We start from the raw sequence: 16198 nt of genomic DNA on the forward strand, positions 1-16198 counted from the left end.
GCTCACTCCTGGACGGCACGAAACAGGTTGTGCTTGGCCTGCTCCGAGGTGGTGACATCGACCCAGCGGTCTCTGAGCAGATCAATCGCCCGCCCCACGGCTGGGCGGCTTCGCACCCTGCCGTACCAGGCTTGTACATTCGGGAATTGATCCAGCCCGACGCCCGTCATTTTGTGTACGCGGATCCAGGGAAAACACGCCATGTCGACGATCGAGTAATCGCCGCAGATATAGGCACGGGTTTCAAGCCGATCATCCAGCAACTTCAGCAGGCGCTTTGTTTCGGTCTGGTAGCGGGTGATGGCGTAGGGAACCTTCTCCGTGGCATAGCGGAAAAAGTGCTGGGCCTGCCCCATCATCGGCCCCAGGCCACCGACCTGCCAGAACAGCCACTGCATCACTTCCAGGCGTTGACGCGGGTCCTGCGGCACGAAGCGGTTTTCCTTCTCGGCCAGGTACACCATGATGGCCCCGCTCTCGAACACGGTGACCGGTGCACCGCCGTCCATGGGCGAGTGATCAACGATGGCCGGCACCTTGCCATTGGGATTGATCGCCCTGTAGCTCGCGGTGTGCTGGGCACCGCGGGTGATATCGATAGGCACCACCCGATAAGGGATCGCCAATTCCTCCATCAACAGATGTAGCTTCTGCCCATTGGGCGCTGGCCAACTGTAGAGTTCGATCATGAGCATCCTCCGATAACTGATAACCGCTTGCTGGCCCTTAGGCGCAGGCAGGCGAAACCTTTGGGTGCAGCAGCTCGTCGTAGTCGTCCAGCGAAGGGAATTCAAGCGACGGCCGCTCATCCAGCGTCAGCAAATGCTGGCGGTACTGCTCCAGGTATTGGTGACGCGCCTCTGCGCTGATGTACGGCACGTGGAAGGCAACGAATGGCGGCAGAACCGTCAGGCCCACGTAACCCAGCACGCCGCGCTGGATGGGTTGCAACAATGTCTGCAGATCGCCATGCACAGCGCCTGGGCCGAACATGTGGTCCTGGCCGCCCAACGAGAACGCCAGCATCGCTTTCTTGCCCTTGAGACCGCCCCGGTCATAGATACGCACACCGCCGTAGCACAAGCCGGAAATGAACACCCGATCGATCCAGCCCTTCAGGATCGCCGGCATGCTGAACCAATAGATCGGGAAGTTAAAAATGATCAGGTCGGCCCATTTGATCTTGTCCAGCTCGGCCAGGATATCGGGCGCCAGCGTGCCGTTGTTGTAGCCGTTGCGCTGTTCCAGCGCGTAAACAAGGTGCTCGCTGTTGGCGCGCTGGCCGAAGTCATCGGCGGTGGCCACCGGGTTGAATTTCATTGCATACAAGTCAGAGACAACGACCTCGTGCCCCTGGCCGCTCAATGTTTCGACGGCCAGGTTCAACATCGACGCATTGAATGACTGGGGTTCATTGTGTGCATGGACAATCAATACGTTCATGGAAACTCCGGTTTGGGTGACTGATAAGGTCACTGTACGGAACCGGACGGCAGTGCTAAATTGGCATTATTGACTATTTTTATGCGTATTTTGCCAACATGAAAACCAACCCGCTTCGCGCCGCCATTCTCGCCATCGATGGCTGTTATTCCTCCAGCCTTGCCGGATTTGGAGACGTGCTCCATGTCACCAATGCTCATTTGAGTCGCCAACAGCACATGACCGGAAATGCCATCGCGCGCCCGTTCTCCTGGCAATTCGTGTCGCACAAGGGCAAGACGGTAACCGCCTGCAACGGGCTGACGCTGGGTTCACCGGCGCCACTGCCTGAAGAGAAACTCGATATCATCTTCGTTCCCGGGTTGTATTACGCAGGCCAGGACGCTTTCCAGGCCATGCTGGAAGCCGCCGAACCGCAACGCGAATGGCTCAAGGCGCAATGGCGAGAAGGCGCAGTGGTGGCTGCCAATTGCACGGGCACCTTTCTACTCGCCGAAACTGGCCTGCTGAACGAGCGCCAAGCCACCACCACCTGGTGGCTCGAACGACTGTTTCGTGAACGTTACCCCAGCGTTAACTTGCAACTGAGAGCCATGGTGACCGAGGAAGATCGCCTGTGGTGCGCTGGCGCTTCGGCCTCGTACTTGTTGCAAGCCGTGAGGATGGTCGAACATTTCTGTGGGGCGAACACGGCCAAGCTGACCGCCAAGACCATGCTGATTGATACCAGCCAGACCACCCAACTGCCCTACCTGCCTCTGCAAATGGAGTCTGTCCATAGCGACACGATGGTCTCGAAAGCGCAGCACTGGCTGCTCAAACACTTCGCCGAAGACGTGAGCCTGCCCGAATTGGCCGCCGCACTGTCGGTCAGCGTGCGTACCTTGATCCGCCATTTCAACAGCGTGCTGGGCACCACTCCCCTGGCGTACCTGCAGAACCTGCGCATCGAGATATCCATGAAGTTGCTGGAAAGCGGTGACTTGAGTATCGAGGAGATCGCCAATCAAGTCGGCTATCAGAACGCCAGCTCCTTCACCCGACTGTTTCGCAAACAGGTGGGATCCACGCCTGCCGCTTACCGCAGCCGGTTTTCTTCAATCACTGGGACCTGAGGCGAAGCAGAACAGATGTGCCTCGGGGACTGACACGATCTGTTGTAGGAGCGGACCCGGCCGCGATGGGCTGCGCAGCGGCCCTTGCAATTCTAAAAACGGCTCAACCCGCAAGTCTACGTTGTAGATGCCAGGGCCTCAGGGGCTGCTTCGCAGCCCATCGCGGCCAGGTCCGCTCCTACGAATGGTAGGGCGCGCCTTCGCCAGTCCCTTAAAAATCGCCGCCCGGCCGCCGATACGCGCCAGGTGTACTTCCCGTCCAACCCCGAAACGCGCGATGGAACACGGCCGTGGAATCAAACCCCAGCCCTGCCGCGATATGAGTGATCGATAGATCGGTGTGAATGAGCTGCTGCACGGCAATGTCTCGTCGCAAGGCATCCTTGACCAACTGGTAGCTGGTCCCCTCCTCCTTGAGCCGGCGCGTGAGTGTGCGGGTAGAAAGCAGCAAGACGGTAACCGCCTGCAACGGGCTGACGCTGGGTTCACCGGCGCCACTGCCTGAAGAGAAACTCGATATCATCTTCGTTCCCGGGTTGTATTACGCAGGCCAGGACGCTTTCCAGGCCATGCTGGAAGCCGCCGAACCGCAACGCGAATGGCTCAAGGCGCAATGGCGAGAAGGCGCAGTGGTGGCTGCCAATTGCACGGGCACCTTTCTGCTCGCCGAAACTGGCCTGCTGAACGGGCGCCAAGCCACCACCACCTGGTGGCTCGAACGACTGTTTCGTGAACGTTACCCCAGCGTTAACTTGCAACTGAGAGCCATGGTGACCGAGGAAGATCGCCTGTGGTGCGCTGGCGCTTCGGCCTCGTACTTGTTGCAAGCCGTGAGGATGGTCGAACATTTCTGTGGGGCGAACACGGCCAAGCTGACCGCCAAGACCATGCTGATTGATACCAGCCAGACCACCCAACTGCCCTACCTGCCTCTGCAAATGGAGTCTGTCCATAGCGACACGATGGTCTCGAAAGCGCAGCACTGGCTGCTCAAACACTTCGCCGAAGACGTGAGCCTGCCCGAATTGGCCGCCGCACTGTCGGTCAGCGTGCGTACCTTGATCCGCCATTTCAACAGCGTGCTGGGCACCACTCCCCTGGCGTACCTGCAGAACCTGCGCATCGAGATATCCATGAAGTTGCTGGAAAGCGGTGACTTGAGTATCGAGGAGATCGCCAATCAAGTCGGGTATCAGAACGCCAGCTCCTTCACCCGCTTGTTTCGCAAACAGGTGGGATCCACGCCTGCCGCTTACCGCAGCCGGTTTTCTTCAATCACTGGGACCTGAGGCGAAGCAGAACAGATGTGCCTCGGGGACTGACACGATCTGTTGTAGGAGCGGACCCGGCCGCGATGGGCTGCGCAGCGGCCCTTGCAATTCTAAAAACGGCTCAACCCGCAAGTCTACGTTGTAGATGCCAGGGCCTCAGGGGCTGCTTCGCAGCCCATCGCGGCCAGGTCCGCTCCTACGAATGGTAGGGCGCGCCTTCGCCAGTCCCTTAAAAATCGCCGCCCGGCCGCCGATACGCGCCAGGTGTACTTCCCGTCCAACCCCGAAACGCGCGATGGAACACGGCCGTGGAATCAAACCCCAGCCCTGCCGCGATATGAGTGATCGATAGATCGGTGTGAATGAGCTGCTGCACGGCAATGTCTCGTCGCAAGGCATCCTTGACCAACTGGTAGCTGGTCCCCTCCTCCTTGAGCCGGCGCGTGAGTGTGCGGGTAGAAAGCAGCAACGCGTTGGCGGCGTCCTGGATACTGTCGTCCTGCTTGAGATGGGCCAACAGATACTGGCGAACCTGCTGCGCCACCAGCCGTTCCTTCAACGTGGTGAACCACCAATAGCGCGGAGCCGCCTGGAGAAAGGGCAACAATTCGGCCTTGCTGCGACGAAACTTCATCTCCCCCCAGTGGCTATCGAAACACAACGCCGTACAGGGCTGCTCAAAGCTGATGGGGGCCGGAAACATGTGCATGTATTCCGAGGCATAGGCCGGCTTTTCGAACGAGAACATCACACTGTGCAGCGGAATTTCCTGGCCGACCAACCAGGAAGCAACGCCGTGGGCAAGCTTCATCATCAACTCGTGCCCGAAGCGCTGGGCATTGGCCTGGCTATCGCGTGCTTCAAGCGTGATGACTATCTGACCTGACTGCTCTTTGTAGTCGAGCAAATAGTCATCGAGCAGCAGATTCCAGAACCGAGTGAAGCGATACATCGCGTTGGAAAGCGATCGCGCATCGAGCAGGCTTGAACACAGGTACTTGAGCGTACCGCTGCGAATCCGACGGGAAAAGTGGCCCATCACCTCGTCATCCGTCCCCAACGCGACCTGCTGATACAAACGCACGAACTGGTCATAAGTGACCCTTGCTCCCGGCGCCTCCAGCAAGTGGTTGGCGATGCCCGCAGCGCTGATGAAGGCTTGAATATCCGCTGGGCTGCAGATGTTCAACGCGCCTTGCAGCAGGCCCTGGGCAAAAGCCATGGGCAATGTGTTGTCCACTGAATGATCCACTGATTCGCTCCTCAACCGGTCACCGATCTGGCGTGATATGCAAATTATTCGGCGGATCGAGTTATTTCAACCGCGACGGCACGCTCGCTAAGCTAGGCCCATATCGTTATCCAAAGCAATCGACTTCGAAAGTCAGCTTTGGAAACGCTCTAAGAATCTGGCTGGTAATGCAAATTGTTTGAAAGCGCAGCTTCCCTGCTCGGCGCCTTCGAAGGCACAAAAGCACGCTCGTCTCGCCGTACCAGCAGTACTGGCGAAACTCGCCACAACCTCCATACGACAAGGGCTTCAGGCCCCGGAAGAATAAAACAATGGCTGACAATCGCATTCCTACCGTCAAGCTCCTGATCGACGGCAAGCTCATCGAGTCCCAAACCACGCAATGGCGTGATGTGGTCAACCCAGCCACTCAGGAAGTCTTGGCCCGAGTGCCTTTTGCTACCAGCGAAGAAATGAACGCCGCCGTGGCCAGCGCCAAGGAAGCCTTCAAGACGTGGCGTAAAACGCCAATCGGCGCCCGTGCCCGGATCTTCCTCAAGTACCAGCAACTGATTCGCGAAAACATGAAGGAGCTGGCGGCGATCCTGACCGCCGAACAGGGCAAGACCCTGCCAGATGCCGAAGGCGATGTGTTCCGTGGCCTGGAAGTGGTCGAGCATGCCGCCAGCATTGGCAACCTGCAGCTCGGTGAACTGGCCAACAATGTGGCCAGTGGCGTTGACACCTTTACCCTGCTGCAGCCGCTGGGTGTTTGTGCAGGCATCACGCCCTTCAACTTCCCGGCGATGATCCCGTTGTGGATGTTCCCGATGGCCATCGCCACCGGCAATACCTTCATTCTCAAACCTTCCGAACAAGACCCGATGGTCACCATGCGCCTGGCTGAACTGGCCATGGAAGCCGGTGTTCCGCCAGGTGTGCTCAACGTCATTCACGGTGGCGTCGACGCGGTCAACCTGATTTGCGATCACCCGGACATCAAGGCCGTTTCCTTTGTCGGCTCGACCAAGGTCGGTACTCACGTCTACAACCGCGCCACCCAGAACGGCAAGCGCGCGCAATGCATGATGGGCGCGAAGAACCACGCCGTTGTGCTGCCCGATGCCAATAAGCAGCAAACCTTGAACAACTTGCTCGGCGCCGCCTTTGGCGCTGCCGGTCAACGCTGCATGGCGTTGCCAGTGGTGATCCTGGTCGGCGAAGCACAGCGCTGGTTGCCGGACCTGATCGAAAAAACCAAAGGGCTGAAAATCAGCGCCGGCATCGAGCCAGGCACCGACATCGGCCCGGTCGTGTCCTGCTCGGCCCTGGATCGGATCAGCAGCCTGATCGCGACCGGTATTGAACAAGGCGCAACCTTGGAGCTGGACGGTCGCAACCCCGAAGTGGCCGGTTATGCCCAAGGCAATTTCGTTGGCCCGACGATCTTCTCCGCGGTCACCACGAACATGACGATCTACCAGGAAGAAATCTTCGGCCCGGTGCTCTGCGTCTTGAACGCCGACACCCTCAACGATGCCATCGAGTTGATCAACGCCAACCCGAACGGCAACGGCACGGCGCTGTTTACCCGTTCGGGGGCCGCCGCCCGTCACTTCCAGGAAGAAATCGACGTCGGCCAGGTCGGTATCAACGTGCCGATTCCGGTGCCAGTACCGCTGTTTTCATTCAGCGGCTCGCGCGCCTCCAAGCTCGGTGACCTTGGGCCCTATGGCAAGCAGGTGGTGCAGTTCTATACCCAGACCAAAACCATCACCGAACGCTGGTTCAACGAAGACGATGTCAGCGGTGCCGTCAACACCACCATCACGTTGAAATAAACCAACGGGCAGGTGCCCTGCCGGCACCTGCCTGACTCGGGAGTATGCGTCATGTCTTTTGAAACCTTGTTGCTGGAAATCCACGAACGCGTGGGGTTGATCACCCTCAATCGCCCCAAGTCCCTCAACGCCATCAATAGCCAAGTCATCGCCGAACTGAACCAGGCGCTCGATCAGCTGGAGCAAAACCCAGCCATCGGCTGCATGGTCATCACCGGCTCCGCCAAAGCCTTCGCGGCCGGTGCGGACATCAAGGAAATGGCCGCCTTCACCTACCCCCAGGTGTTTCTCGACGATTTTTTCAGCGCGGCCGACCGTATTGCCAACCGCCGCAAACCGCTCATCGCAGCCGTGGCCGGCTATGCCCTGGGTGGCGGGTGCGAACTGGCGCTGATGTGCGACTTCATCTATGCCGCCGATAACGTGCGCTTCGGTTTGCCGGAAATCACCCTCGGCGTGCTGCCGGGCATTGGCGGCACCCAACGCCTGACCCGCGCTGTTGGTAAGGCCAAGGCGATGGAAATGTGCATGACCGGCCGCCACATGGGTGCCGAGGAAGCTGAACGCGCGGGCCTGGTGGCGCGAATTCTGCCCGTCGAGCGTTTGCTGGAAGAAACCCTCAAGGTCGCCGGCGCCATCGCTGAAAAATCCCTGCCCGCCGCCATGTTGGTCAAGGAAAGCGTCAACCGGGCCTTCGAGTCCAGCCTGAGTGAAGGCGTGCGTTTCGAGCGCCGTGTTTTCCATTCGATCTTCGCCACTGCCGATCAAAAAGAAGGCATGGCCGCCTTCGTGGAAAAGCGCCCCGCACAGTTCAAGCACCTCTGACCCCCATCCCAGCAGCGAGGATTCATCGTGAAAATAGGTTTCGTAGGTCTTGGCAACATGGGTGGGCCGATGGCTCTGAACTTGATCAAGGCCGGCCACACATTGACCGTGTTCGATCTGTCACCCGCGTCCCTGGCACGCCTGAGCGAAGCCGGTGCCGACATCGCTCAATCGCCAGCAGCCCTGGCACAAGGCGACTTGGAGCTGATCATCACCATGCTGCCAGCGGCAGCTCACGTGAAATCCGTGTATCTGGGGGACGCCGGCCTCCTGGCTAACGTTCAGCCGGGTGTTTTCCTGATTGACTGTTCCACCATCGACCCGCTCACGGCCCGCGAAGTGGCCAAGGCCGCGGCGGACCACGGCAACCCCATGCTCGACGCTCCGGTGTCGGGTGGAACGGGCGGCGCCACCGCAGGCACCTTGACGTTCATGGTCGGCGGTTCGATCCATGATTTTGAGCGGGCCCAGCCCGTTCTCTCTGCCATGGGCAAAAACATCGTGCACTGCGGCAACGCAGGCAATGGCCAGGTGGCCAAAGTCGCCAACAACATGCTGCTGGGCATCTCGATGATCGGTGTCTCGGAGGCCATGGCCCTCGGCGTTTCGCTGGGCATGGAAGCCAGCGTGCTGGCTGGCATCATCAACACCTCCAGCGGTCGCTGCTGGAGTTCGGACACCTACAACCCCTTCCCGGGCGTGCTCGACAATGCCCCTGCTTCGCGTGGCTACAGCGGCGGCTTTGGTACCGACCTGATGCTCAAGGACCTGGGACTTGCCAGCGAAGCCGCCAGGCAAATCGGCCAACCGGTACTGCTCGGCGCCTTTGCCCAACAGCTGTATCAAACCTTCAGCGCCCAAGGCAATGGCAGCCTGGACTTCTCCGCCATCATCAACCTGTACCGCAAGGAGGCCTGAGCATGAGCGATGTCGAAGCGCCGGTTGTGGCTGGCGTACGCAACCGCATCGGCCACCTGACACTCAATCGCCCGGGTGGCCTCAATGCATTGACCCTGGACATGGTTCGCCTGCTCCAGCAACAGCTAACAACCTGGGAGCAGGACCCGAACATCGTCGCGGTGGTGCTACGGGCCGAAGGCGATAAAGCGTTCTGCGCCGGTGGCGACATCCGCATGCTTTACGAAAGTCACCAATCCGGCGATCGCCAGCATGAAGTGTTCTTCGAAGAAGAATATGCACTCAACGAACACATCCACACCTACGCCAAACCGATCCTGGCCTTGATGGACGGCTTGGTGCTGGGGGGTGGCATGGGGTTGGTGCAAGGGGCGGCGCTGCGGGTGGTCACCGAGCGCACCCGCATGGGCATGCCAGAGGTGGGGATCGGCTTCTTCCCTGACGTTGGCGGCAGCTATTTTCTGCCACGTCTGCCGGGGCAACTCGGGGTCTATCTGGGGGTCAGTGGCATCCAGGTTCGCGCCGCCGATGCGCTCTATGCCGGGTTGGCCGATTGGTGCATTACCCGCTCGCAGATCGCGGAGCTGGATCATTGCCTGAACAACATGAGTTGGAACGGGCAAGCGCTGGAAGCCTTGCAGGCATTGCTGGCAACGTTTGGGGTCGACAAGTTGCCCGGCTCGGAACTCAAGGCGATGCGCCCAGCAATCGACGAGTATTTTGCAAAACCCGACCTGCCAGCCATACGCGCAGCGCTGCTGAGCGAAACCTCCCCGCAGTTTCAAGACTGGGCCGAGGAAACCGTCGAGGTACTGGACAGTCGCTCTCCTGTTGCGATGGCCACCACCCTGGAGCTGCTGCGCCGCGGCCGCCAGCTGTCCTTGGCCGACTGCTTCGCCCAGGAACTGCACCTGGGGTACCAATGGTTCGACAAGGGCGACCTGATGGAAGGTGTCCGCGCGCTGATCATCGATAAAGACAAAAAGCCCGCCTGGAACCCTCCGAGCCTGGCTGAGCTTGACCCCGCCCGCGTGCAAGCGCTTTTCAAAGACTTCGAGCCGGCCACAGGCGCGCGTTCGCGCACCGCCTGTTCCTGAGCCCCTGACAAGAGAGATTCCCGATGCACGACCTCGAACTGAGTGAAGAGCAACGCATGATCCGCGACATGGCCCGTGACTTTGCCCGCGGCGAGATCGCGCCCAAAGCCGAAGCCATGCAAAAGGCTGGCTGGATCGACGACGCCCTGGTCGCACAGATGGGAGCACTGGGCCTGCTGGGTATGGTGGTACCAGAAGAATGGGGGGGAACCTACGTTGACTATGTGGCCTATGCCCTGGCAGTGGAGGAAATATCCGCCGGTGACGGCGCCGTCGGCGCGCTGATGAGCATCCACAATTCGGTCGGTTGTGGCCCGGTGCTCAAGTACGGAACCGAGACACAGAAAGACACCTGGCTGGCGGATCTTGCCAGCGGCCAGGCGATCGGCTGTTTCTGCCTGACAGAACCCCAAGCAGGCTCCGAAGCGCACAACCTTCGCACACGGGCCGAGCTGCGCAACGGTCAATGGGTGCTCAACGGCGCCAAGCAGTTCGTCAGCAATGGCAAACGCGCCCAGTTGGCGATTGTATTTGCCGTGACCGATCCTGAACTGGGGAAGAAAGGCTTGTCGGCCTTCCTTGTACCCACTGACAACCCCGGGTTTTCAGTGGATCGAAGCGAACACAAGATGGGCATCCGCGCATCGGATACTTGCGCGGTCACCCTCAACGATTGCCACATCCCAGAAGCCAATCTACTGGGCATTCGCGGCAAGGGTCTGTCGATTGCGCTCTCCAACCTCGAAGGGGGTCGCATCGGCATCGCCGCCCAAGCCCTGGGTATCGCACGGGCAGCCTTCGAAGCGGCCTTGGTCTACGCCCGTGATCGAATTCAATTTGGCAAGCCGATTGCCGAACACCAGAGCATTGCCAACCTGCTCGCCGACATGCAGGTGCAGCTCAATGCCACCCGGTTGCTGATTCTGCATGCGGCACGCTTGAAAAGCGCGGGCCTGCCCTGCTTGTCAGAAGCCTCTCAAGCCAAGCTGTTTGCATCGGAAATGGCCGAGCGAGTGTGCTCGAGCGCCGTGCAGATTCATGGGGGTTACGGCTATCTGGAAGACTATCCGGTGGAGCGTTACTACCGAGATGCGCGTATCACCCAAATCTACGAAGGTTCGAGCGAAATTCAGCGGCTGCTGATCGCGCGCGAACTGGTCAACTACCCGCTCTGAACACTGGAGACTCCAATGACCCAAGCAGATATTTACTTTGTCGGTACCGCCCGCACGGCCATCGGCAGCTTCGGCGGCTCGCTGAAAGATATTCCGTTGGCAGACTTGGCAACCGCCGCTGTCAAAGGGACGCTGGCTCATGCCGGTGTTGACCCGCAACACGTCGGTCACGTGGTCATGGGTAACGTTATTCCGACAGAACCGCGAGATGCCTACCTGTCACGAGTGGCGGCGATCAATGCAGGTGTTCCCAAGGAGGTGCCGGCCTTTAACGTCAACCGCCTGTGCGGTTCCGGCTTGCAAGCTGTCATTTCTGCTGCGCAAGGGGTGTTGCTCGGTGATTTCGACGTCGCCATCGCCGGTGGTGCGGAATCCATGAGTCGAGGCCCGTACATCCTGCCAGCCATGCGTTGGGGCAGTCGCCTGGGCGACGCCCAGGCCGTGGACTACATGAACGGGATTCTTCACGACCCCTGGAAGAAAGTGCACATGGGGGTCACGGCTGAAAATATCGCTCAACGCTATGGCGTCACCCGCGAAATGCAGGATGAACTGGCCCTGGTCAGCCAGCAGCGTGCCGCACGCGCTATTGCCGAAGGTCGCTTCACGTCACAGATCGTCCCCCTGCAAGTGCCGTCGAAAAGAGACACGGTGCGGTTTGACACCGACGAAAACGTACGTGCCGATATCGACGCGGCCAAACTGGCCAGAATGCAGCCCGTGTTTCAAGCCGGTGGCAGCGTGACGGCGGGCAATGCGTCAAGCCTCAATGACGGCGCAGCGGCCCTGGTGCTGGCAGGCGCAAATGCCGTCAAGCAGCAGAACCTTCAGCCACTCGCTCGCCTGGTGACCTATGCGCATGCAGGCGTTGAGCCTGACTACATGGGCATCGGCCCGGTGCCGGCCACGCGCCTGGCGCTCAAGCGCGCCGGCTTGAGTATTCAGGATATCGATGTCATTGAGTCCAACGAGGCTTTCGCCGCACAGGCCTTTGCAGTCGCCCAACAGCTGGAGTTCGATCCAGCCAGGGTCAACCCCAATGGGTCGGGTATTTCGCTAGGGCACCCCGTGGGTGCGACAGGCGCAATCATTACGATCAAGGCAATCCACGAGCTGCACCGCACCGGCGGGCGCTATGCACTGGTGACTATGTGCATTGGCGGTGGGCAAGGCATTGCAGCCATTCTGGAGCGTGTATAGCAAGCCTGTTATTCCACACACCGCCCTTTGGGATCCACATTCAAACTGATTTATGCCGTGGCTTATTGTGCAACTGAATCGGCGGATCGGGTGATTTCAACATTGAGAACACACTGGCTAAATGAAGGAGACCTAAAGTCCCATAACAAAAAACTCCAACCAATAACGATAAAAAGTATCAAGGAGCGTCTCCATGTCTTCGCACTCGATCTATCAATCCATTCGTGATAACCCGCTCTATCAATCATTGGTTCAACGCCGCAGCCGATTGGCATTCGGCCTGAGCGCCATTGTATTGAGCCTCTTTGGGTTATTTGTCGCCGTCGTCTCATGGCTCCCCGAAATATTAATGTATGCCCCGCAATCTACCGGATTGACGCTCGGCATCTGGTCTGCCCTGATACTTATCGTCGGCTCTTGGTTACTCACTGGGCTGTATGTATTACGCGCTAATAATGCATTCGACAGTTTGACCCTTGCACTGCTGTCCGAGGTGAAAGCATGAAATCGTCAACTCGATTGATCATCGCCCCCCTGCTGTGCTTGATCAGCTTTACGGCGCTGGCTCAAAACGTTCTGCCCAGCGTGCGAGCGCCTAACATGACGGCCATTGGTATATTCCTGGCCTTTGTCGTCACGACAATCGCTATCACTTATTGGGCGGCGGGTCGCACGCGCTCGGCTTCAGATTTTTACACGGCAGGCGGCGGGATCAGCGGTGTACAAAACGGTTTTGCAATTGCCGGGGACTATATGTCGGCCGCTGTTCTACTGGGCGTCTCGAGCATGGTGTTCGCCACAGGCTTCGACGGCATGATCTATTCGGTCAGTGCCATTCTGGGCTGGCCGTTGATCATGTTTCTGATGGCCGAACGGCTGCGCAACCTGGGGCGCTTTACCCTGGCCGACATCATCGCTTATCGCTTGGACCCGGTAGGGACACGCCTGTTTTCGGCATTCAGCTCATTTGTCATCGTGTGCTTCTATCTGATTGTGCAAATGGTCGGTGCCGGGCAATTGATCAATTTGCTGTTTGGGCTCGACTACGAAGTCGCGGTGATCTGCGTGGGTGTGCTGATGGTCGTCTACGTGACGTTTGGCGGCATGGTCGCCACCACGTGGGTGCAAATCATCAAAGCGGTATTGTTGCTGAGCGGCGGGATTTTCCTGACGTTCCTGGCATTCAGGCATTTTGGCTTTAGCATGGAGAGCATGTTGGACAGCGCCGTTGCCAGCCACCAGAGCGGCAAGCAGATACTCGGGCCATTGAAGATCGCCACCGATCCACTGTCGATGATTTCATTGTCCCTTGGGATGGTGTTTGGTATCGCCGGTCTACCCCATATCATGATGCGCTTCTTCACCGTGCCCGACGCCAAGGCCGCTCGTAAGTCTGTGCTGGTTGCCTACGGCTTGATCGGTTTGTTCTTCATACTGGTCTGCATCATGGGGACGGCCGCCATCAGCATTGTCGGGCAGCAGCCACAGTATTTTGAACAAGGCGTGATTGGCGGCCCGCTGCTGGGCGGTGTGAACATGGCGATCATGCACCTGGCCCAGGCGCTGGGCGGCGATTGGATGTTTGGCTTTTTGGCGGCGGTGGCTTTCGCAACCATTCTGGCCGTGGTCTCGGGACTTGCCCTGGCAGGCGCCTCGGCCATTTCTCATGACCTGTACGCCAATGTGCTGTGCAAGGGCAAACCCGACAGCAAGCGTGAAATGCGCGTCAGCCGATGGGCAACGGTTGGGCTGGGCGTCGTCGCCGTGGCCCTGGGGATTCTCTTCAAAGGTCAGAACGTGGCCTTTCTGGTAGCGCTGGCGTTCGGCATCGCCGCTTCGTCGAACTTCCCGATTCTGCTGCTGGCCATGTACTGGAAAGGCTTGACCAGTCGCGGTGCCATCTGGGGTGGATTAAGCGGGTTGATCAGTTCACTGGTGCTGGTCTTGCTCTCTCCTGGGGTATGGGTCAAAGTTCTTCACCATCCTGAGGCGCTGTTCCCTTACGACTACCCTGCACTGTTCTCGATGCCGCTGGCATTCGTCATTGCCTGGTCAGTCTCCTGCCTTGATCGAAGCCCGCGCGCGAACGCTGAGCGCGAGGCATTCGATCATCAGTGTGTGAGGGCAGAAACCGGTTGGGGCGCAGATAAAGCAGCCCAGCACTGATAGATGAACGTCGGGAGCGATCATAGGCTGTGATCGCTCCCCACGCTTCACCGCTGTTCTGTGGCTATGGAAGAAGAGTCAGCTGAGGATCAAGCATGAAGGTCGAAGTCATTCACGAAGATCATTGGGTTCAGACACCCAATGGGCAACTGTTCGCACGCTGTTGGTACCCGAACATTGGGGTTTCAGCTCACCACACAGCCCCCATCATTCTGTTTCACGACTCTCTCGGGTCTGTGGAATTGTGGCGGGACTTCCCCACACGACTGGCCGAGGCGACCAACCGGGTCGTGGTCGCCTACGATCGGTTGGGTTTTGGCCGCTCAGACCCTCACCCTCATGATTTGTCCGATGAGTTCATTCGTGAGGAAGCAGGGCGCTACTTCCCTTTCCTGTGCGCCAGCCTGAATATCAGCGACTTCATCGCCTTTGGCCACAGCGTCGGCGGCGCCATGGCCACCCAATGCGCTGCATCATTTCCAGATCATTGCCTGGCGCTCGTGATCGAATCCGCCCAAGCGTTCGTAGAGGAGCGGACGCTGCTCGGCATACGGCATTCGCAGGAGCAGTTCAAAATGCCCGGGCAAATTGAGCGGCTGCAAAAATATCACGGCCAAAAAGCCCACTGGGTCCTGAATGCCTGGACACAGACTTGGCTCGCCCCGTCCTATGCCGGCTGGACCATCGAGCAAAGTCATCCAGTGGTTCGATGCCCGTTGCTGGTGATCCATGGAAAAGAGGACGAATTCGGCTCGCTCTCCCATCCCCGACGATTTGCCAAGCTCGGTCAAAACGAGGTAGCGCTGCTCATACTCCGCGATTGCCGGCATGTGCCCCATCGAGAAAAACCACAAAGCGTTCTTGATGCAGTGAAACGCCTGATCGCCCCTCTCGATGACTAGCATCATGGTTCATATTTTCTCCTCAAGCCTTGATTATCCAAGGCTTGTAGGTTGGATGATTGGCAGGCCTGAAGCGTTCGATTTTTTTCGCGATTGAGCCGGAACGAAAAAAAGGACCCGAAGGTCCTTTCAGGTTGATGACAAACCCTGTAGCCGCTGCCGAAGGCTGCGATGCGTCCCGCCAGGGGCGCCAATGGGGGTCTCAAGATCCTGCGACCGCTTTGCAGTCGATCGCAGCCTGGCGGCAGCGGCTACATTGAAGCAACCCGCTGACAAACCTGTAGCCGCTGCCGAAGGCTGCGATGCGTCCCGCCAGGGGCGCCAATGGGGATCTCAAGATTCTGCGACCGCTTTGCAGTCGATCGCAGCCTGGCGGCAGCGGCTACAAAGCAACCCGCTGACAAACCTGTAGCCGCTGCCGAAGGCTGCGATGCGTCCCGCCAGGGGCGCCAATGGGGATCTCAAGATTCTGCGACCGCTTTGCAGTCGATCGCAGCCTGGCGGCAGCGGCTACAAAGCAACCCGCTGACAAACCTGTAGCCGCTGCCGAAGGCTGCGATGCGTCCCGCCAGGGGCGCCAATGGGGATCTCAAGATTCTGCGACCGCTTTGCAGTCGATCGCAGCCTGGCGGCAGCGGCTACAAAGCAACCCGCTGACAAACCTGTAGCCGCTGCCGAAGGCTGCGATGCGGCCCGCCAGGGGCGCCAATGGGGATCTCAAGATTCTGCGACCGCTTTGCAGTCGATCGCAGCCTGGCGGCAGCGGCTACATTGAAGCAACCCGCTGACAAACCTGTAGCCGCTGCCGAAGGCTGCGATGCGTCCCGCCAGGGGCGCCAATGGGGATCTCAAGATTCTGCGACCGCTTTGCAGTCGATCGCAGCCTGGCGGCAGCGGCTACAAAGCAACCCGCTGACAAACCTGTAGCCGCTGCCGAAGGCTGCGATGCGGCCCGCCAGGGGCGCCAATGGGGATCTCAAGATTCTGCGACCGCTTTGCAGTCGATCGCAGCCT

15 protein-coding genes are annotated in these 16198 nt (G+C 59.2%); 11 read left to right on the forward strand and 4 right to left on the reverse strand.

All coding sequences use genetic code 11. The annotated features are described in order from the left end of the window. Positions 1-2: 2 nt before the first annotated feature. Positions 3-689, reverse strand: a complete 687-nt coding sequence (locus tag AC3IX4_RS17545) for a glutathione S-transferase N-terminal domain-containing protein (protein WP_489256675.1) — start codon at positions 687-689, stop codon at positions 3-5. 37 nt (positions 690-726) lie between these two features. Further along, positions 727-1443, reverse strand: coding sequence for an NAD(P)H-dependent oxidoreductase (locus AC3IX4_RS17550; protein WP_489256676.1), 717 nt, complete (start codon positions 1441-1443; stop codon positions 727-729). A 98-nt stretch (positions 1444-1541) separates the two neighbouring features. Here AC3IX4_RS17550 and AC3IX4_RS17555 point away from each other — a divergent pair, with 98 nt between their 5' ends. Further along, positions 1542-2558, forward strand: a complete 1017-nt coding sequence (locus AC3IX4_RS17555) for a GlxA family transcriptional regulator (RefSeq protein ID WP_489256677.1) — start codon at positions 1542-1544, stop codon at positions 2556-2558. Between the two features lie 211 nt (positions 2559-2769). Here the strand turns inward: AC3IX4_RS17555 and AC3IX4_RS17560 are convergent, their stop codons facing one another. After that, on the reverse strand, positions 2770-3081 hold the full coding sequence (locus AC3IX4_RS17560) for a helix-turn-helix domain-containing protein (protein ID WP_489256678.1): 312 nt from the start codon (positions 3079-3081) through the stop codon (positions 2770-2772). On the opposite strand from AC3IX4_RS17560, the gene AC3IX4_RS17565 reads away from it, so the two are divergent. Further along, positions 2984-3847: a GlxA family transcriptional regulator gene (locus tag AC3IX4_RS17565; RefSeq protein WP_489256679.1), complete on the forward strand. Its 864-nt coding sequence runs from the start codon at positions 2984-2986 to the stop codon at positions 3845-3847. The genes AC3IX4_RS17560 and AC3IX4_RS17565 overlap by 98 nt on opposite strands. Positions 3848-4058: 211 nt before the next feature. On the opposite strand, the gene AC3IX4_RS17570 is transcribed toward AC3IX4_RS17565, so the two are convergent. After that, positions 4059-5081 (reverse strand): AraC family transcriptional regulator, encoded by a 1023-nt coding sequence (locus AC3IX4_RS17570; protein ID WP_489256680.1) that lies wholly within the window; start codon positions 5079-5081, stop codon positions 4059-4061. A 311-nt stretch (positions 5082-5392) separates the two neighbouring features. Here AC3IX4_RS17570 and AC3IX4_RS17575 point away from each other — a divergent pair, with 311 nt between their 5' ends. From AC3IX4_RS17575 to AC3IX4_RS17615, 9 genes are all read left to right on the forward strand, one after another. Continuing rightward, positions 5393-6901 carry a CoA-acylating methylmalonate-semialdehyde dehydrogenase gene (locus AC3IX4_RS17575; RefSeq protein ID WP_489256681.1) on the forward strand — a complete coding sequence of 503 codons (1509 nt, stop codon included), beginning with the start codon at positions 5393-5395 and terminating at the stop codon, positions 6899-6901. Positions 6902-6952: 51 nt separating this feature from the next. Beyond that, positions 6953-7726, forward strand: coding sequence for an enoyl-CoA hydratase (locus tag AC3IX4_RS17580; RefSeq protein WP_489256682.1), 774 nt, complete (start codon positions 6953-6955; stop codon positions 7724-7726). Positions 7727-7753: 27 nt separating this feature from the next. Beyond that, complete coding sequence (gene mmsB, locus AC3IX4_RS17585) at positions 7754-8644, forward strand: 3-hydroxyisobutyrate dehydrogenase (protein WP_489256683.1); 891 nt, start codon at positions 7754-7756, stop codon at positions 8642-8644. 2 nt (positions 8645-8646) lie between these two features. Continuing rightward, a complete protein-coding gene (locus AC3IX4_RS17590) occupies positions 8647-9741 on the forward strand; it encodes an enoyl-CoA hydratase/isomerase family protein (protein ID WP_489256684.1) in 1095 nt (364 codons plus the stop codon). 23 nt (positions 9742-9764) lie between these two features. After that, positions 9765-10916: an acyl-CoA dehydrogenase family protein gene (locus AC3IX4_RS17595; protein WP_489256685.1), complete on the forward strand. Its 1152-nt coding sequence runs from the start codon at positions 9765-9767 to the stop codon at positions 10914-10916. Between the two features lie 15 nt (positions 10917-10931). Next, positions 10932-12116 carry an acetyl-CoA C-acyltransferase family protein gene (locus tag AC3IX4_RS17600; RefSeq protein WP_489256686.1) on the forward strand — a complete coding sequence of 395 codons (1185 nt, stop codon included), beginning with the start codon at positions 10932-10934 and terminating at the stop codon, positions 12114-12116. Positions 12117-12309: 193 nt separating this feature from the next. After that, the gene (locus AC3IX4_RS17605; RefSeq protein WP_489256687.1) at positions 12310-12621 is read left to right on the forward strand and encodes a DUF485 domain-containing protein; all 312 of its coding nucleotides are present in this window, start codon (positions 12310-12312) and stop codon (positions 12619-12621) included. Then, positions 12618-14282: a cation/acetate symporter ActP gene (actP, locus tag AC3IX4_RS17610; RefSeq protein WP_489256688.1), complete on the forward strand. Its 1665-nt coding sequence runs from the start codon at positions 12618-12620 to the stop codon at positions 14280-14282. The genes AC3IX4_RS17605 and actP overlap by 4 nt, the downstream gene beginning before the upstream one ends. Positions 14283-14377: 95 nt before the next feature. Beyond that, positions 14378-15184 carry an alpha/beta fold hydrolase gene (locus tag AC3IX4_RS17615; RefSeq protein ID WP_489256689.1) on the forward strand — a complete coding sequence of 269 codons (807 nt, stop codon included), beginning with the start codon at positions 14378-14380 and terminating at the stop codon, positions 15182-15184. Positions 15185-16198 lie beyond the last annotated feature (1014 nt).

This window comes from Pseudomonas sp. KH_021, from assembly GCF_057838865.1.